The organism is Microbacterium sp. NPDC055455, from assembly GCF_053619935.1.
The window spans coordinates 21,977-39,396 of the sequence record NZ_JBSHLB010000005.1; the positions used below are offsets into that span (position 1 = coordinate 21,977).

14 protein-coding genes are annotated in these 17,420 nt (G+C 72.5%); 5 read left to right on the top strand and 9 right to left on the bottom strand.

What is annotated here, in order from left to right:
• The first annotated feature begins 114 nt into the window (after positions 1-114).
• Positions 115-1,779 carry an ATP-binding protein gene (locus ACWGUG_RS13610; RefSeq protein WP_452324989.1) on the top strand — a complete coding sequence of 555 codons (1,665 nt, stop codon included), beginning with the start codon at positions 115-117 and terminating at the stop codon, positions 1,777-1,779.
• Positions 1,776-2,432, top strand: a complete 657-nt coding sequence (locus ACWGUG_RS13615) for a response regulator (protein ID WP_452324990.1) — start codon at positions 1,776-1,778, stop codon at positions 2,430-2,432. Before ACWGUG_RS13610 ends, ACWGUG_RS13615 begins: the two co-directional genes overlap by 4 nt.
• A gap of 18 nt (positions 2,433-2,450) precedes the next feature.
• Here ACWGUG_RS13615 and ACWGUG_RS13620 read toward each other — a convergent pair whose 3' ends face one another.
• Positions 2,451-4,016, bottom strand: coding sequence for an ATP-dependent DNA ligase (locus ACWGUG_RS13620; RefSeq protein ID WP_452324991.1), 1,566 nt, complete (start codon positions 4,014-4,016; stop codon positions 2,451-2,453).
• A gap of 145 nt (positions 4,017-4,161) precedes the next feature.
• Between ACWGUG_RS13620 and ACWGUG_RS13625 the strand changes: the two genes are divergently transcribed.
• Positions 4,162-5,409 (top strand): endonuclease/exonuclease/phosphatase family protein, encoded by a 1,248-nt coding sequence (locus ACWGUG_RS13625; RefSeq protein WP_452324992.1) that lies wholly within the window; start codon positions 4,162-4,164, stop codon positions 5,407-5,409.
• A gap of 9 nt (positions 5,410-5,418) precedes the next feature.
• On the opposite strand, the gene ACWGUG_RS13630 is transcribed toward ACWGUG_RS13625, so the two are convergent.
• The gene (locus ACWGUG_RS13630; protein ID WP_452324993.1) at positions 5,419-6,189 is read right to left on the bottom strand and encodes an LLM class flavin-dependent oxidoreductase; all 771 of its coding nucleotides are present in this window, start codon (positions 6,187-6,189) and stop codon (positions 5,419-5,421) included.
• Positions 6,186-7,058, bottom strand: a complete 873-nt coding sequence (locus ACWGUG_RS13635; protein ID WP_452324994.1) for an LLM class flavin-dependent oxidoreductase — start codon at positions 7,056-7,058, stop codon at positions 6,186-6,188. The genes ACWGUG_RS13630 and ACWGUG_RS13635 overlap by 4 nt, the downstream gene beginning before the upstream one ends.
• 127 nt (positions 7,059-7,185) lie before the next feature.
• On the opposite strand from ACWGUG_RS13635, the gene ACWGUG_RS13640 reads away from it, so the two are divergent.
• A complete protein-coding gene (locus tag ACWGUG_RS13640; RefSeq protein WP_452324995.1) occupies positions 7,186-7,905 on the top strand; it encodes a DUF72 domain-containing protein in 720 nt (239 codons plus the stop codon).
• A gap of 99 nt (positions 7,906-8,004) precedes the next feature.
• On the opposite strand, the gene ACWGUG_RS13645 is transcribed toward ACWGUG_RS13640, so the two are convergent.
• From ACWGUG_RS13645 to ACWGUG_RS13655, 3 genes are all read right to left on the bottom strand, one after another.
• Complete coding sequence (locus ACWGUG_RS13645; RefSeq protein WP_452324996.1) at positions 8,005-10,563, bottom strand: ATP-dependent Clp protease ATP-binding subunit; 2,559 nt, start codon at positions 10,561-10,563, stop codon at positions 8,005-8,007.
• A 107-nt stretch (positions 10,564-10,670) separates the two neighbouring features.
• Positions 10,671-11,135: a DUF3817 domain-containing protein gene (locus tag ACWGUG_RS13650; protein WP_452324997.1), complete on the bottom strand. Its 465-nt coding sequence runs from the start codon at positions 11,133-11,135 to the stop codon at positions 10,671-10,673.
• A 24-nt stretch (positions 11,136-11,159) separates the two neighbouring features.
• Positions 11,160-11,597: a MarR family winged helix-turn-helix transcriptional regulator gene (locus tag ACWGUG_RS13655; RefSeq protein WP_452324998.1), complete on the bottom strand. Its 438-nt coding sequence runs from the start codon at positions 11,595-11,597 to the stop codon at positions 11,160-11,162.
• A gap of 92 nt (positions 11,598-11,689) precedes the next feature.
• On the opposite strand from ACWGUG_RS13655, the gene ACWGUG_RS13660 reads away from it, so the two are divergent.
• Positions 11,690-12,799 carry a class I SAM-dependent methyltransferase gene (locus ACWGUG_RS13660; protein WP_452324999.1) on the top strand — a complete coding sequence of 370 codons (1,110 nt, stop codon included), beginning with the start codon at positions 11,690-11,692 and terminating at the stop codon, positions 12,797-12,799.
• Positions 12,800-12,802: 3 nt separating this feature from the next.
• Here ACWGUG_RS13660 and ACWGUG_RS13665 read toward each other — a convergent pair whose 3' ends face one another.
• The 3 genes from ACWGUG_RS13665 to nrdF all read right to left on the bottom strand — a co-directional run bounded on the left by ACWGUG_RS13665 (position 12,803) and on the right by nrdF (position 17,390).
• Positions 12,803-13,465 carry a hypothetical protein gene (locus ACWGUG_RS13665; RefSeq protein WP_378881628.1) on the bottom strand — a complete coding sequence of 221 codons (663 nt, stop codon included), beginning with the start codon at positions 13,463-13,465 and terminating at the stop codon, positions 12,803-12,805.
• 151 nt (positions 13,466-13,616) lie between these two features.
• Complete coding sequence (locus tag ACWGUG_RS13670) at positions 13,617-15,677, bottom strand: elongation factor G (RefSeq protein WP_452325000.1); 2,061 nt, start codon at positions 15,675-15,677, stop codon at positions 13,617-13,619.
• A gap of 738 nt (positions 15,678-16,415) precedes the next feature.
• Positions 16,416-17,390, bottom strand: a complete 975-nt coding sequence (nrdF, locus tag ACWGUG_RS13675; protein WP_336396537.1) for a class 1b ribonucleoside-diphosphate reductase subunit beta — start codon at positions 17,388-17,390, stop codon at positions 16,416-16,418.
• Positions 17,391-17,420 lie beyond the last annotated feature (30 nt).

Consider the following 17,420-nt stretch of genomic DNA (forward strand, 5'->3'; position numbering starts at 1 on the left):
AAGGCCGGCGGCGCGGCGCGCGCTTGCTCGCATTGCCGCAGGTTCTGCGCGTAGGGTGTCTTCTGCGCATTGTGCTCGCGTGCGCGCAAGACCGGGACGGACGCTGGGGGTGGGATGCGCTTCGCGACACGGCTCCTGCTGGCGCAGCTCGCGACCGTCGCCGCCGTCGTCGCGGTCTGCGCCGTCGTGTTCGGGTGGCTGGGGGTTCGCCAGCTGCGCGAGGAGTCCGAGGCCGCTGCGCTCAACATCGCCCGCACGGTCGCCGAGGACGGGGACGTGAAGGCGCTGGTCGCCGAGCTCTCGGCGGACCCCGGGACTCCGGATGCCGCGGATCTGCGCGGCGGGCCGCTCCAAGCGATCGCGGCGGACGTCGCCGAGCGCACCGATGCCCTCTTCGTGGTCATCACCGACGATCACGGCATCCGTCTCGCCCATCCCACCGAGGCGCTCCTCGGCGAGGTCGTCTCCACGCCGTTCGCGGAGGTGCTCGAGGGCAACGAGGTCGTCGACTGGGAGGTGGGCACGCTCGGCGAGTCCGCGCGGGCGAAGGTGCCGATCTACCCCGAGGGCGAGGGCGCGCCGGTCGGCGAGGTGAGCGTCGGCTTCGAGCGCGCGAGCGTCTTCGACGACCTCCCGGCGCTGCTCGCGACGATCGCCGTCGCCGCCATGGGCGGCGTCGCGCTCGCCGCGCTGGCCACGCTGCTGCTGCGGCGGCGGTTCGAGCGGCTGACCCTGGGCCTGCAGCCCGAGGAGCTCGTCGCGCTGGTGCAGAACCAGGCCGCGGTCCTGGAGGGAGTCGGCGACGGCGTCCTGGCGCTGTCGCCCGACGGCCGAGTGCAGGTCTGCAACCAGGCGGCGGAGCGGATGCTGGGGCTCGACGGACCGGTCGGCCGCCGGTTCGAGGAGCTGCCACTGCCCGACGCCGTCCGTGAGGCGGTCATCCAGGGCGCGTCCGCCGTCGAGGCGGTGGTGGGCGACCGCGTGCTGTACCTCGACACCCGCCCCGTCGTGCGCGGCGGACGCGCGCTCGGCCGGATCGTCGTGGTGCGCGACCGCACCGACGTGGAAGCGCTGGCCGGGCGCCTGGAGACCGTGCGTGCCATGACCGAGGCGCTGCGGGTGCAGCGGCACGAGTTCGCGAACCGGCTGCACGTGGCATCCGGTCTCATCGATGCGGACCGCGTCGACGAGGCGCGCAGCTTCCTCGGCGACCTCACGGAGCGCGGCGCGGTGGACTTCGGCGTGGCCGGCCTCGAGCGCGTGCCGGATGCGTTCCTCACGTCGCTCATCGGCGCGACCGCGGCCACGGCCCGGGAGCGCGGCGTGAGCGTCCGCATCTCCGACGACACGCTCCTGCTGAGCGAGGTCGTGGCGGCGGAGGACGTGGCCGCGATCCTCGGCAACCTCGTGGGCAACGCCGTGACCGCGGCGGTCGACGGATCCGGGCCTGCCTGGGTCGAGATCGCGCTGTTCGGAGACGAGGATGAGCTCGTCATGACCGTGTCGGACTCCGGCCGCGGCATCCGCCCCTCCGGCGCCGACCCGTTCGCGCGCGCGGGCTTCCGCGACCCCGTCGAGGCCGAAGCGGACGACGGGGCCGGCGACCGCGTCCACGGTCACGGCTTCGGACTGCCGCTGTCGCGCGATCTCGCCCGGCGCCGCGGCGGGGACGTCTGGGTGATCGACGCCGGTGGCGCGCAGTCGGGCGCCGTCTTCGGGGCGAGGATCCCCGGCGCGCTGCGCGCCGGACGGAACACGGATGAGGAGGAGAACCGGTGACCGGATCCATCCACGTGCTCGTCGTCGACGACGACTTCCGCGTCGCGGGACTGCATCGCGACATCGTCGCATCCCGCCCCGGCTTCACCGCGCTGGCTCCGGTGCACTCGCTGGGCGCGGCGCGGCAGGCGCTGCGGACGCAGCGCCCCGACCTGCTCCTGGTCGACGCCTTCCTCCCCGACGGTGACGGCGTCGACTTCGTCGCCGGCGTCGACACCGACGCGTTCGTGCTGTCGGCGGCGACCGATGCCCCTACCGTGCGCCGGGCCCTTCGCGCGGGTGCGATCGCCTACCTCGCCAAGCCGTTCGACGCGCGCGCGCTCGCGGACCGGCTCGACCGCTACGCGCGCATGCGCAACCTGCTCCTCACCGACCGTCCTCTCGAACAGGAGCAGATCGACCGGGCGCTCATGATCATGCACGGCGGCGCGGAGCCGGCGACGGTGGCGCGATCGGCGACGGAGCAGCTGATCCTCGAGGGCCTCGGCGACAGCGAGGCCTCCGCGTCCGAGGTCGCCGAGCGGGTGGGGATCTCCCGCGCGACCGCCCAGCGTCACCTCGCGGGCCTGGCGAGCCGCGGGCAGGTCGAAGTCCGGCTGCGGTACGGCACGACGGGCCGGCCGGAGCACCGGTATGTCGTCGCAGGCGGTTGACGCGCGACGGGGGTGGACTCATCCGCGCAGCAGGGCTCGCAGCGTCTGGATCGTGTCGGCCTCGTCGGGCCGCTTGTCCGGTCGATAGCCCTTGACCCGCGCGAAGCGCAGGGCGACGCCGCCCGGGTAGCGAGGCGAGCGCTGCACGCCGTCGATGGCGATCTCGACCACCGTGACGGGACGCACGTGCACGGCGGAGGACGAGCGATGGGTCTCGATCGCCGGGAAGTGCTCGGTCTGCCACCGCAGCGTCGCGTCGGTGAGCCCCTTGAACGTCTTGCCGACCATGACGAAGCCGCCGGGCTCGCCGAACTCCCCGGTCGGGTCGAGTGCGCCCAGATGGAGGTTGGAGAGCAGCCCGGTGCGGCGGCCCGACCCCCACTCCACCGCGAGCACCACGAGGTCGTAGGTCAGCACCGGCTTCACCTTCAGCCAGCTCTTGCCACGGCGCCCCGCCGCATACGGCGCGTCGACGGCCTTGACCATGATGCCCTCGTGACCGGCAGCGAGGGCCTCCCGCGAGAACTCCTCCGCCCGCCCGGGGTCGCTCGTGACGATGCCCGGCATGCGCGCGTCGCCGGCGATGCGCGCGAGCTCGCCCAGCCGTGTCTCGAGGGGCTCGTCGATGAGATCCCGGCCGTCGACGTGCAGGATGTCGAAGAACCAGGGTCGCAGCACGACCGCCTGGGCGGACTCGGCGCCGAAGGCGTCGGCCGTCTCGGAACCGAAGCGCGCCATGGTGTCCTGGAACGGCCGGGGGCCGCCGTCCTCGTCGAGCGCGAGCGTCTCGCCGTCGAGGATCACCCGCCGGGCGGGGAACGCCCGCACGACGTCGACGATCTCGGGAACGCGGTGCGTGATCTCGGCGAGGCTGCGCGTGTACACGTGCACCTCGTCGCCGTCGCGATGCACCTGGATGCGCGCACCGTCGAGCTTGAACTCGACCGACGCCGCGGCCTGCCCGCCGACCCCGCCGATCGACTCGAGCGCCGCCGTCGGAGACGACGCGGTGGCCGCCAGCATGGGCAGCACGGGCCTGCCGACCGCGAGCCCGATGGCGGCGAGGTCGGCGGGAGTTCCGGCCAGGGCCACGCGGGCTGTCGCGCCGAGATCGCCCGACAGCATCGCCGCGCGGCGCACCGCCGGCGCGTCGCGGTCGGACGCCTTCGCGATGGCGTCGAGCAGCACGCCTTCGAGCGCGCCGGTGCGGAGCTCGCCGAGCATCACGCGCTGGAGGAAGTCCCACTCCCCCGCCGTCGCGCGGGCCGCGAGCGCCTGCAGCTCGCCGCGTCGCGCCGCCACCGATCCGGGGCCGTCGGAGCCGGCGAGCCGGCTCAGCGCCGCGTCGACGTCGAGGATGCCGAGCGAGGGAGCGTCGGCGTGGCCGACGTCGAGGTCGCTGAGGCCGCGCCACCCGACGCCGAGCCGCCCCTGCCTCGGGCTCGCGACCAGGAACCCGATCGCGGGAGCGACCTCGTCGGGGTCGAGTTCGCGCACCACCGCCGCGAGCGCGGCCACCTTGGCAAGTCGCGACGACGTCGCGGCCACCGCCTCCGTCGCGAGGACGAGATCGTTGAGCAGCACCCCCGCATTGTCGCACCGTCCTCCGACAGTCCTCGCGCGCATCCGCGCGGACGCTTCCTCGGGTGTTCTTCCGCTGGTCACCTCCCGCGCCTAGCGTGGAGGCGGTATCCCCACCGTCACAGGATCTCGCCCCGAAGGAGCCCCGATGTCGACTCGACTCCGCGGCACGCTCGCCGTCGCCGCCGCTCTCGCCCTCGCCGCCACCGGCGCGGCGCCCGCCGTCGCGGCCCCCGGATCCCCGGGTCGCCCCGTCCAGGACGAGACCCTGCGGGTGGCGACCTTCAACCTCTCGCTGAACCGCGCGAACGCCGGCGACCTGGTCACGGATCTGTCCACCGGCGCGAACGCGCAGGCGCGGACCGTGGCCGAGATCATCCAGCGGGCGGATCCCGACGTCGTCCTCCTCAACGAGTTCGACTACGTCGAGGGCGGCATCGCGGTCGACCTGTTCCGCGAGAACTACCTCGAAGTCGGCCAGCAGGGTGCCGACCCCGTCGAGTATCCCTACGCGTTCGTCGCGCCGTCCAACACCGGCATCCCGAGCGGGTTCGACCTGAACAACAGCGGCGCGGTCGGCGGCGGCGACGACGCGTTCGGCTTCGGCGCCTTCCCCGGCCAGTACGGGATGGTCGTGCTCTCGAAGCATCCGATCGTGGCCGACGACGTGCGCACCTTCCAGGGCTTCCTCTGGAAGGACATGCCCGGCGCTCTCCTGCCCGACGACCCCGCGACGGCCGCGCCCGCCGACTGGTACTCGCCGGAGGAGCTCGCGGTGTTCCGGCTGTCGAGCAAGTCGCACTGGGACGTCCCGGTGCAGGTGGGCGATCAGACCGTCCACGTGCTCGCATCCCACCCGACGCCCCCCACGTTCGACAGCACGGAGGACCGCAACGGACGCCGGAACCACGACGAGATCCGGTTCTGGGCCGACTACGTCACCCCCGGCCAGGGGCGCTACATCTACGACGATGAGGGTGTGCGCGGCGGCCTCTCACCCGCCGAGTCGTTCGTGATCCTCGGCGACCAGAACGCGGACCCGCTGGACGGAGACTCGGTCGACGCCGCGATCGACCAGCTGCTCGGCAACCGTCGCATCCAGGATCCGCTGCCGGCGTCGGCGGGGGCCGTCGAGGCGGCCGCGCTGCAGGGCGGCGCCAACGCCACCCACCGCGGCGACCCGCGCTTCGACACCGCCGACTTCGCCGACACGGCACCGGGCAACCTGCGCGCGGACTACGTGCTTCCCTCGCGTCAGCTCGGCATCGCCGATGCGGGGGTGTTCTGGCCCGTGCAGGCCGACCCGCTGTCGGCGCTGACCGGCGTCTTCCCCTTCCCGAGCAGCGACCACCGCCTGGTGTGGGTCGACCTCGAGGTCCCGCGTACGGGACGCTGACCGGTTCGTTCAGGTCGCGGCGGTCGCCGCGACCTGAACGAACCGCTCGTACGCCGCCGGGGACTCCTCGGCCACGATCGCCCGGAGCACCACCTCGTCGACGTGAGGACGGTACGCCGCGAGGCCGTCGGCGACGGCGTCCGGACGCAGCACCGTCGCGCCGGCGTCGATGCCGAGCCGCTCGAGGTTCGCCGCATACGCCGGAAACCCCGCGTAGCGCGCCGTCTCGCCCTCCAGCCGCGGGATCGCCGCGTCCTCGACAGCGGTCCGCACGTACAGCGCGACGTGGGCGTCGGACGCGAGCCCGTGGGCTTCGGCCGCCTGTTCGCGCGCCGCCTCGGGCGTGAGCCAGCTCAGGAGCAGACCATCGGATGCCGTGGCCCCGAGCCGCCGCATCCGCGGGCCCAGCGCCCCGACGACGACGCGCGCGCGGGAGCCCTCGCGGAGCGCGGCGGCGGCGTCGCGCACCCGCGCGAGCGCGCCGACGGCGCCCGCGCCGGAGCCGATCCCCAGCACGAGCCGGTCGGCGGGCAGGTCCAGCTCGGCGACGCGCTCGAGGATCTGCGCGGGCTCGCGCCGGTCGACGGGAAGCACCCCGGTCGCGAGGACCAGACGCTCCGACGCGCGAGCGGCCCCCGCGAGCACCTCCAGTGCATCGGAGCCCGGGGTGTCGTTGACCCACAGCGCGTGGAAGCCGGCGGCCTCGACCTGCGGTGCGAGGCGCGCAGCGAGATCGGCGCCGGCGGCCGCTGCGATCCCGATCGAGACGCGCGCGCTCACCGCCCGCGCTCCACGAGCCGGGCGACCTCTCCTGCGGCGGCGTAGAACTCCGGCATGCCGGTGCGCGACGCAGGGAGCAGGACCACCTCGTCGACGCCGGCGTCGAAGAACGCGCCCGCACCCGCCGCGACGGCCGCGGGATCCCCCCACAGGGCGCGCTCGGCGGGGTCGGGCTTGTCGCCGACGTCGGCGATCGCGCGGGCCTCGGCATCCGCCCCGAACGCCGTCACCACGTACGCGACGATGTCGTGCTCGCCGGGACGGCCCGCGGTCATCCGCGCATCGCGGATCGCCGAGACGCGCTCGGCGACCTCCGTCGCGGTGTGTCCGGAATCGAGCACGGTGCCGTCGGCGACCTCTCCGCTCAACCGCACCGTCTTCGGACCCTCGGCTGCGGCGTACACGAGCGGCGGCGTCGCCGGCGGGTAGTCCAGCTGCACGCCGTCGAGCCGGACGTAGCGGCCTTCGACGTCGACGCGCTCGCCGGCGAGCAGGCTGCGCAGGGCGGGCACGTACTCGCGCATGAGCGAGAGCGGCGAAGAGACGCGCGCGCCGACCTGACCCATCCACGGCAGCACCCCGTGACCGACGCCGGGCAGCAGCCGGCCGGGGAACAGCCGCTCGAGCGTCGCGATCTCCATCGCCGTCGCCGCGGCGTTGCGCAGCGGCATCGGCGCGATGCCGATCCCGACGCGCAGCCGGTCGGTCCACGCCAGTGCGGCCCCGACGGCGGCGAAGGCGGACAGTCGGAAGCAGTCCTCCCACACCCACAGCTCGGGGACGCCCGCGCGCTCGGCCGCCAGCACCGCGTCGCGGAACTCGTCGGGGGTGTGCGTGTACGGGTTGAAGATCGCGCCGATGCGGGTCATGGACCCACTCTGGCAGGCGGCGCCGACTCCGCGCGATCACGCGGGCGGACAGCGCAGGGTCTACAAGCATCCCTGCCGGTTCGCAACCCGCTCCCGACGCGTCGAGGAGCACGTGCATCCTGGGCACATGGCACGGATCGGGACGTCGGGCTGGGTCTACCCGCACTGGCGAGGTGTGCTCTACCACGGGGATCAGCGGGGGTGGCTGGACCAGTACGCCGCCGAGTTCGACGTCGTGGAGCTCAACGGCAGCTTCTACCGCTGGCCCGCCGACGCGCGCTTCGCCGCGTGGCGCGACCGGCTTCCCGAGGGGTTCGAGATGGCGGTCAAGGCGCCGCGGGGGCTGACCCATGCCCGGCGGCTGCTGGAGCCCGAGGTGTGGATCGATCGGGTCACGCGGGGCATGCACGAACTGGACGGGCGACGGGGCCCGCTGCTGGTCCAGCTCCATCCCGCGATGGAGCGCGACGACGCGCGGCTGGACCACTTCCTCTCGACTCTCCCGGCGTGGACCCGGCCCGCGATCGAATTCCGCCACCCGTCGTGGGTCGACGAGAACGTCTTCGGGATGCTGGAACGCCACGGCGCCGCCTACTGCGTCATGAGCGGGGCGCGGCTGCCGTGCGTCCTGCGGGCGACCGCGCACCTGGTCTACGTGCGCCTTCACGGCCCGGACCACAGGCACCTGTACCGCGGCTCGTACTCGGATGCCGACCTCGCGTGGTGGGCCGAGCGCATCCGCGAGTGGGAGGGCTCGGGTCACGAGGTGCACGCGTACTTCAACAACGACGGCGAGGGCCACGCGGTGCACAACGCGCGCACGCTGCGGAGGCTCCTGTCGGCGTGAGCCGCCGGCGCTTCCCGGCGCGGGGACGGGCTCCTCGCCGGCCGGACGACGAGAGGCGCCGTGCCCGACGGCACGGCGCCTCTCGGCCTGAGGGGTCCGCTATGCGGCCGCCGCGAACGCCGAACCGGCTGCGACGGACAATCCGTCCGCTGCGGCATCCACGGTGACGGTGCCGCCGTCGGCCAGCGCACCCGTCACGAACAGGTCCGCGATGCGGTCGTCGACCTCGCGCTGGATGAGCCGGCGCAGCGGGCGCGCGCCGTACTCGGGCTCGTAGCCGTGCTCGGCCAGCCACGCCACGGCGCCGTCGGTGACGATGAGGTCGACCTCGCGCCTGGCCAGACGCGACTCGGATGCCCCCAGCAGCAGGCGGACGATGCGCTCGAGCTGCGGCTTCTCGAGCTTGCGGAACAGCACGATCTCGTCGATGCGGTTGAGGAACTCGGGTCGCATCGCCTCGCGGAGCTTGCCGAACACGCGATCGCGCAGATCCTTCTCCGATCCGAAGCCGGTCGGACCGCCCCCATCGGGGAGGAATCCGATGGCGCCGCCGCGCGAGGCGAGGAACTCCGAGCCGAGGTTGGACGTCATGACGATCACGGTGTTGCGGAAGTCGACCGTGCGGCCCTGCCCGTCGGTGAGGCGCCCGTCGTCGAGCACCTGCAGCAGCAGGTTGAACACGTCGGGGTGCGCCTTCTCGATCTCGTCGAACAGCACGATCGAGTACGGGTTGCGCCGCACGCGCTCGGTGAGCTGGCCGGCCTCGTCGTAGCCGACGTATCCGGGAGGAGCGCCGACCAGCCGCGACACCGTGTGCCGCTCGCCGAACTCGCTCATGTCGAAGCGGATGACGGCGCCCTCGTCGTCGAAGAGACTCGCCGCGAGCGCCTTGGCGAGCTCCGTCTTGCCGACGCCCGTCGGGCCGAGGAAGAGGAACGACCCGACCGGGCGCCGGGCGTCGCCCATGCCCGTGCGGTTGCGTCGCACCGCCTTGGCGACGGCGGTCACTGCGTCGTCCTGGCCGATCACACGGCCGTGCAGCTCGTCCTCGAGCGCCGCGAGGCGCTCCCGCTCGGTCTCGGTGAGGCGGTTCACCGGGATGCCGGTCGCACGGCTGATCACCGCGGCGATCTCCGGCTCGTCGACGATCGCATCCGCGCGGGTCGCGGCGCCGGCAGCGGTCGCCCGCTCGATCCGCCCCTGCACGTCGCCGATCTCGTCGCGGATGCGCGACGCCTCCTCATAGTGCTCGGCCGAGACGGCGGCGTTCTTGTCCGCCTCGAGGGTCGCCAGCCGCTCGATCAGACCGCTCACGTCGACCTGGGCGCCCAGCCGCAGCCGCAGCCGCGCACCGGCCTGGTCGATGAGGTCGATCGCCTTGTCGGGCAGGACGCGCTCGGTGAGATAGCGGTCGCTGAGCTCGACGGCGGCCCGCAGCGCCTCGTCGGTGTACACGATGCCGTGGTGCTCCTCGTACGCGGACTTGAGGCCCCGCAGGATGAGCACGGCGTCCTCGATCGAGGGCTCGCCCACCTTCACCGGCTGGAACCGGCGCTCCAGCGCCGGGTCCTTCTCGATGAGGCGGTACTCCTTGAGCGTGGTCGCACCGACGAGGTGCAGGTCGCCGCGCGCGAGCCGTGGCTTGAGGATGTTCCCCGCGTCCATGCCGCCGTCACCGGCGCCGCCCGCACCGACGACGGTGTGCACCTCGTCGATGAAGACGATCAGCTCGCTTTTGCGGGCGGCGATCTCGTCCATCGTCTTGGTGAGGCGCTCCTCGAAGTCGCCGCGGTAGCGCGTGCCCGCGAGCATCGCGGGCAGGTCGAGCGAGACCACGCGCCGGCCGAGCAGCTGCTCCGGCACCGCGCCGTCGACGATGGCCTGGGCGAGTCCCTCCACGATGGCGGTCTTGCCCACGCCGGCCTCGCCGACGAGCACGGGGTTGTTCTTGGTGCGGCGGCTCAGGATCTCGATCGTCTGCTCGATCTCGTCGGCCCGCCCGATCACCGGGTCGAGTTCGCCGGCCGCGGCGCGAGCGGTCAGGTCGGTGCCGTACGCGGCGAGCATGGGGGTGCCGGATGCCGCGGCATCCGTCTCGTCATCGCCGTCGGGTGCCGCAGACGGCGACACCGTCTCGCGGGCGCCCTGCGTGAGCGCCTCGGCGGTCACGCCGGCCCGTGCCAGCACCTGACCGGCAGGGGTGTCCTGCGCCAGCACCAGCGCGAAGAAGAGGTGCTCGGGGTCGACGTACGTCGAGCCGGATGAGCGCGCCACCTGGAAGGCGTGGAACAGGGCGCGCTGCACCGACGAGGTGACGACGGCCCCGTCGACGTCGGCAGCCGCCGACGCGGCGGGGAGGCGGTCCTCCGCGGCGCGCACGATCGCCGCGACGTCGGCGCCGATGCGACGGACCGCGTCCCGGGCCGGGGGCTCGGAGACGAGGACGCGCAGCACGTGGAGGGCGTCCAGCTCGTGCTGGCCGCGCTCGAGCGCGTACCTGCCGGCGCGCTGGAGGAGCTCCTGCGTGCGGGCGCCGAGGTACCGGCTGAGATCGATGGAGCGCTCTGCGCGCGCACGCTCCCCCGCGAGGTAGCGTGCCAGGAACTCGTCGAACGAGCTCTCCTCGCCGCCGGCCTGTGGGGTGAGGTCTTCGGGCATTCCGTCTCTCCTGAACTTGAGTGGACGAGTATCAAGTCTTGAACTTGATACCTGCGATGTCAACTTCAACGCGAGCTCGGGCGCGGGCTATTCCCGGCGATGACGGCTCAGTCGCGCCCGCCGGGCGGGCCGAGGATCAGCAGCACCACGAAGAGCGCGATCACCGCGAGCGCGATGAGCGCACCGAGAACCCACGGCCGCCGCAGGAACCAGCGCATCAGCCGGTCGAACCAGCTCGCGTCCCGCGGGTCATCGGTCGCCTCCAGCCGCCACGCTCCTGCCAGCCGTCCGGTGCGCTGCAGCCACAGCTCGGTCGGGATCGTCGCATAGGGGATCACGGCACTGACGAGTGCGACGGCGGTCGGGGCGACCCGCCACCGGTTGTTCAGCGCGACGAGGACGACCGTCGCCGCGTACGACAGGAAGATGAAGCCGTGGATGCCGCCGCCGATGGTGACGCCCGGCGCCCACCCCGTGGCGGCACGGGCGATGAGTCCGGCGATGAGGAGGGTCCAGGAGACGGCTTCCGCGATGGCGAGGAAGCGGAACAGGGAATGCGGGTTGCGAAACACACCTTCAGCGTAGCTGAAACTCCTTCAGGTCCCCTGAAGGCGTGTGGGGCGGTCCAACCCGTAGGGCTCCTCATGGAGTCCCTCGAGCGCGGTGGCGAGTTCCGGCGCGCCCTCCGCGAGGGCGGCGTCGAGCCTGGCCAGTCGCTCCTCGGCTGCCCGAAGCACCGCGCCGCCACGGTCGGTGACGCGAAGATCGGACGCCGCTCCGGCATGCGCGGTGGCGTCGGCGACGAGTCCGGCGTCCACGAGGGTCTGCACGGCGGTGTGCGCGGACTGCACTGTGATCTGAGAGCGGCGGGCGAGCTCGCTGAAGGAGATGCCCGGGGTCACGTCGATGTGCGCGAGCAGCCCGTACTTCCTGGTGGTGAGCCCGAGGTCGCGCAGCTGGGCGCCGAGGTGCTGGTCCCACACGCTCGCCACCGTCAGCAGCGCGATGACGGGGCTGAACGGACGCTCGGACACGGGCTAAATGCTAGCCCCCGGCGCGTCCGAGCGCCGCTCATCCGCGGCCGGGCGGCCGATCCATCCCACGCGGCGACCGCTACCGTGGGACGGTGACGTTCTCGATCGACGGTCTGCGGCGGTGGCCCGACGTCGAGGCTCCCGATCTCCTGGCGGCGGATGCTGCGGACCGGCTGCTCCTCGACGAATCGGCCGCCGCCCGTCGCAGAGCCGACGCCGGCGAGCTCGTCGTCATCGGCGACGGCTACGGCGCCCTCACGCTGGGCGCAGCGGCCGAGGAGGCGCGCGGCGTCCGCGTCCACCAGGACCCGCTCACCGGCGAGCGGGCACTGGCCGCCAACGCCGCGCGCTGCGGCCTGGGTGACGCCTTCTCGTCGCTGCCGCTGGACCCCCAGCTGGTGCGCGACGCGCGGGTCGTGCTGCTGCGCCTGCCCCGCTCCCTCGACGCCCTGCGCGACATCGCCGGGCTGGTCGCGGCGCACGCGGCCCGCGACGTGGAGGTCTACGCGGGCGGGCGGGTGAAGCACATGTCGCTCGCGATGAACGACGTCCTGCGCGAGCGATTCGCACGGCTGGACGTCAGCCACGCCCGCCAGAAGTCGCGGGTGCTCGTCGCTCGTGAGCCCCGCGGCGGCGCGGACCCAGAGCCCCGGATGCAGGTGCACGACGGCCTCGTCGTGTGCGCGTTCGGCGGCGCGTTCGCCGGCCCCTCGATCGACATCGGCACCCGGTTCCTCCTGGAGCATCTCCCCCTCGTAGACGATCGCGCGTCGCCGGCCATCGACTTCGCCTGCGGCACCGGCGTGATCGCCACCGCGCTCGCCCTGCGCAATCCAGGGCTGCGCGTGCTCGCGATGGACCAGTCCGCCGCCGCCGTGGCATCCGCCCTGGCCACGGCTGCCGCGAACTCCGTCGCGGACCGCGTCGAGGTGGTCCGCGACGACATGCTGCGTTCGCGGGCCGACCGCAGCGCTGCCTTCATCGCCCTCAACCCGCCCTTCCATTCCGGCTCAGCGGTGCACGAGGGCATCGCCCCGCTCATGTTCGCCGAGGCCGCCCGCGTGCTCCAGCCGGGCGGGCGGCTGTGGGCGGTGTGGAACTCCGGCCTGCGGTACCGCGCCGCACTCGAGCGCATCGTGGGCCCGACGACGCAGATCGGCCGGAACGCCAAGTTCACGGTCACCGCGTCGACGCGACGCTGAGGTCTACTCGTCCGGCGACGGCTCGGGCGCGGGCGTCGGGCCGAACAGCACCCACTCGCCGGCCGCGCACTGGTAGAACTGCACCGTCACGGTGTCGATGAAGACATCTCCGTCCGTCGCGCAGGCGTCCGCGTCGGGTTCCGACGTGCCGAGCAGCACCTGGGTGCCGGGCGCACCCTGCTCCCCCTGCTCCCCCTGCTCCCCCTGCTCGCCCTGCTCGCCTTCCTCGCCCTGCTCGCCCTGCGGGCCGGCGGGGCCCTGGGCGCCCTCCGGGCCCTGCTCGCCGCTGAGGTTCTCAGCCGCCGCGTCCCGCAGGTTCGCCACGAAGGACCAGTCCTCCTGGAACAGATACAGGTCCGCGGTCAGGATGTCGATGTACACGTCGCCTTCATACCCCTTGCCCGACTCCGGCGGTCCCGAGCCCGCCCGCACGGCGGAGCCCGCCGGCAGCACGTCGGCGAGCACCTCGTCGTACTCGGGCGTCGCGACGGTGGCGGAAGGCGACGGGGCGGGGTCCGCCGTGTCGACGCTCCTCGCCAGCCACGACCCGAGGAAGGCGGCGAAGAAGGACAGCAGCACGAACGCGAGGCCGAACCAGATCAGCGTTCCGCGCGTCACCGGCGCGGCGGTGGCCGCGTCGCCCTTGGATCCCGAGTCCATCTCCACGGCCCACTCCCCATTCCACCGCGTGCGACACCGGTCCGCAGGCTCCCACAGCCCGCGTCGATGTGACCACTGTAGGAACGCAGACGGCCCCGTGTCACGCGTTCGGCCGAATTCGCCTCCGGGCGCGTGCCGGTGCGGAGCGGGCGCCCCGTCAGCGCACCCCGTTGGCCGGCTCGTAACGCTCCGGCACGATCTCGAGCTCACCTTGGCCGGCAGTGAGCGAGCGCAGGTCGAGCACGTACCGGCGCAGTTCGGAGTCTGGGACCGTCGCCCTGATGCGGGCGCGGCCGTCGTCGCTGCGCTCGGTGGAACCGACGCGAGCCCTGCGGCCGGCGAGGTCGGTGAGAACCGGGCCCTGCAGTGTCGCCGGGACGGTGACGGTCACCCTCGAGACCGGCTCCAGCAGCACGGTGCCCGCCTGCGCCAGTGCCGCCTTCACCCCCAGCGATGCCGCCGTGCGGAACGCCATCTCGGACGAGTCGACCGAGTGCGCCTTGCCGTCGTAGAGCTCCACGCGCACGTCGACCACTGGATGCCCCTGCGGCCCTCCCGTCGCCAGCGCGTCACGGGCACCCCTCTCGACGGCGGGGATGTAGGAGCGGGGTACGGCACCGCCCACGACGGAGTCCTGGAACTCGAACCCGCCGCCGGGCGCCAGCGGCGAGACGCGCAACTGCACGACCGCGAACTGCCCGTGACCGCCCGACTGCTTCTTCAGCTTGCCCTCAGCGCTGGCCGTGCCCGCGATCGTCTCCCGGTAGGCGACCGGCGCCGGCGAGGTCTCGACGTGCACGCCCAGCACGCGGGCCAGCCGCTCGACGGCCACCGCGACGTGCGTGTCGCCGAGGCCCCGGAGGACCGTCGCCCCGCCTGCACGATCGACCACGAGCGTCGGGTCGTCCGATACGAGCCGCGCGAGCGCGGTCGTCAGCTTCGCGTCGTCGGACTGCGAGACCGGCTCCAGGCTCACCGCGTACACCGGATGCCGCTCCGGCAGGCGCCTCGGCCGCGCACCGGTGCGCGGCCTGCTCCACAGCAGCGAGCCCGACGGCGTGCCGGCGAGCTTGGCCACCGCGCCCACGTCGCCGGCGCGGAGAGCGTCGGCAGGGAGGTGCTCGGCGCCGCGCAGCCGGAACAGGGCCGGCATCCGCTCGTCCGCACCGGTCGTCGCGTTGTGCAGCCGGTCGCCCGGCCGGAGCACCCCGGAGAGCACCTTGAGCATCGCGACCTGTCCGACGAACGGATCGGCCAGCGTGCGGAAGACATGCACCAGCGGCTCGCCGGCCGCGTCGATCGCGACCGCCTGCTCGGTACCGCCCTCGCCGTCGTCGTCGACGCCGATGCGGATCGACCCGTCTCTCGTCCCCGGCGCGGGAGCGAGCTCGCAGAGCAGATCCAGCACGCGGTCGACGCCGGCCTCCGAGCCGGCGGAGCACAGCAGCACGGGGACGGCCTCGTTCGCGGCGACCTCCTTCGCGAGGGTGCGGCCGAGCTCGCGGGCGGACGGCTCGTCGCCGTCGAGGTACGCCTCCAGCTGGGCGTCGTCGTGCGACACGATCTCCTCGGTCGCATCCTGGTGGAGCCGGTGCTCCTCGTCGGCGATGTCAGCGGGGATGGGCTCCTCCTGATGACGACCCCCCTCGTCGTACACCAGCAGGTGCTCGCCGAGCACGTCGGCGATGGCATGGAAGCCCTGCTCCTCGCCCACGGGCAGCTCCAGCGGCACGAGCCGCGAGCCGAACGTGCTCCGCAGCTCTCCCAGCACGCGGCGGAAGTCGGCGCGCGCCCGGTCCTCCTGCGTCACGACGACGATGCGCGGAACACCGGCCCCCTCGGCGGCCGCCCACGCCGCCTTCGTGCCCGCCGTCACGCCGTCCACGGCGCTGACGGCGACGACGGCGACGTCGGCGACGGACAGCGCGGCGTCGACCGCGCCGATGAAATCAGGATGCCCCGGCGTGTCGGCCAGCGTCAGCGCGGTGCTGCCGCCCTCGGCCGCCCACACCAGGTACGCCAGCGACAGTCCCAGCGACACGCCTCGCGCGGTCTCCTCGGCCTCGAAGTCGCACACGGTGGTGCCCTGCTCGACGCTCCCCATTCTCGGGATCGCACCGGCGCGGTGCAGCAGGGCCTCGGCGAGTGTCGTCTTGCCGGCGCCGCCGGCCCCGATGAGCGCGACGGTGCGATGTGTGACAGGGGACGCGGCATCCACGAAGACCTCCCGCGACGGTGCGGACTCACGACTAGGTCCATCGTGTCGGGGAAGCCGCGACGGCGCCAGATGGCGATCGGTCGAGGGGAGATATGACCGGGGGGCCGACGCGAGAATGTCGGCACCCCCGGTAGCCGCAAGCTCGGGACTCGCGGCCGGGGCACCGGACCGGGGCTCCGGCGTCATCCCCCATTGAAGAGACACCGCACCGGGGTGTCTATTACGCGACTTCGGGGAGTTCGTCGGCGCGTTCGGAGCGATCCTGTGAAACACCTGTACGGCGCGCCTCGCGCGAGGATCGCGAAAAACACCGTGTCCACTCGGTATGGTGGCAGCGGGTCGATCCCCGCACATGTTCGGCCGCGTTACGAAGGCATCCCCAGTGCCGAGCCCCTCCCCAATGGGCGTGTGACAACGCTGCGGGGGACGCCCAGGTCCCTCGGACGCTACAGGCTCTATCTGCAGCGTCCGAGGGACCCTCCTATGCGCCGGGGGGTGCGCACGGGGAAGGTCGGCGGCGTAGCCCCAGAGATTCCCCAGTCGGCCGAGGCGAGGTCATATTCCCAGGACCTCGCTCCCCGCCCGGCCGCAACACTACCGTGTCCCCCATTCGGGGGACAATGCGCTGAGCGCGAAACGCCCCGGCATCCCCCACCCGAGGGTGAGGAACGCCGGGGCGCTCGTGACTGTCCGGAGGCCGGCCGCACGGCGATTCACCCGCCGCGGCCCGGGGGTGATCTAGAAGTCCCAGTCCTCGTCTTCGGTGGCCTCGGCCTTGCCGATGACGTACGACGAGCCCGACCCCGAGAAGAAGTCGTGGTTCTCGTCGGCGTTCGGCGAGAGAGCCGACAGGATCGCCGGGTTCACGTTCGTGACCGTGGCGGGGAACATCGCCTCGTAGCCCAGGTTCATGAGGGCCTTGTTGGCGTTGTAGTGCAGGAACTTCTTGACGTCCTCGGTGAGACCGACGCCGTCGTAGAGGTCCTGCGTGTACTGCACCTCGTTGTCGTAGAGCTCGTACAGCAGCGAGAACGTGTAGTCCTTGATGTCGTTGCGAGTGGCCTCATCGACCCTCTCGAGCCCGCGCTGGAACTTGTAGCCGATGTAGTAGCCGTGCACGGCCTCGTCGCGGATGATGAGGCGGATGAGGTCGGCGGTGTTGGTGAGCTTGGCGCGGCTCGACCAGTGCATCGGCAGGTAGAAGCCCGAGTAGAACAGGAACGACTCCAGCAGGGTCGAGGCGACCTTGCGCTTGAGGGGCTCGTCGCCTCGGTAGTACTCCATGACGATCTGAGCCTTCTTCTGAAGGTTCTCGTTCTCCACCGACCAGCGGAACGCCTCGTCGATCTCCTTCGTCGAGCACAGGGTCGAGAAGATCGACGAGTACGACTTGGCGTGCACCGACTCCATGAACGCGATGTTCGTGTAGACGGCCTCCTCGTGCGGGGTGAGGGCGTCCGGGATCAGCGAAACGGCGCCGACGGTGCCCTGGATCGTGTCGAGCAGGGTGAGCCCGGTGAACACCCGCATGGTGAGGGTCTGCTCCTCGGGGGTGAGCGTGTTCCACGACTGGATGTCGTTGGACAGCGGCACCTTCTCGGGCAGCCAGAAGTTGTTCACGAGGCGGTTCCACACCTCGAGGTCCTTGTCGTCCTGGATGCGGTTCCAGTTGATGGCCTGGACGTGATCCAGGAGCTGGAGCTTCTCGCTCATCTTTCCTTCTTCTCCGAAAGTCTCAGGTCG

Excerpts from the sequence above, each read along its gene's own strand:
- ACWGUG_RS13610 (WP_452324989.1), top strand. The coding sequence starts at position 115 with ATGCGCTTCGCGACACGGCTCCTGCTGGCGCAGCTCGCGACCGTCGCC.
- ACWGUG_RS13625 (WP_452324992.1), top strand. The coding sequence starts at position 4,162 with ATGTCGACTCGACTCCGCGGCACGCTCGCCGTCGCCGCCGCTCTCGCC.
- ACWGUG_RS13635 (WP_452324994.1), bottom strand. The coding sequence starts at position 7,058 with ATGACCCGCATCGGCGCGATCTTCAACCCGTACACGCACACCCCCGAC.
- ACWGUG_RS13640 (WP_452324995.1), top strand. The coding sequence starts at position 7,186 with ATGGCACGGATCGGGACGTCGGGCTGGGTCTACCCGCACTGGCGAGGT.
- ACWGUG_RS13645 (WP_452324996.1), bottom strand. The coding sequence starts at position 10,563 with ATGCCCGAAGACCTCACCCCACAGGCCGGCGGCGAGGAGAGCTCGTTC.
- nrdF (WP_336396537.1), bottom strand. The coding sequence starts at position 17,390 with ATGAGCGAGAAGCTCCAGCTCCTGGATCACGTCCAGGCCATCAACTGG.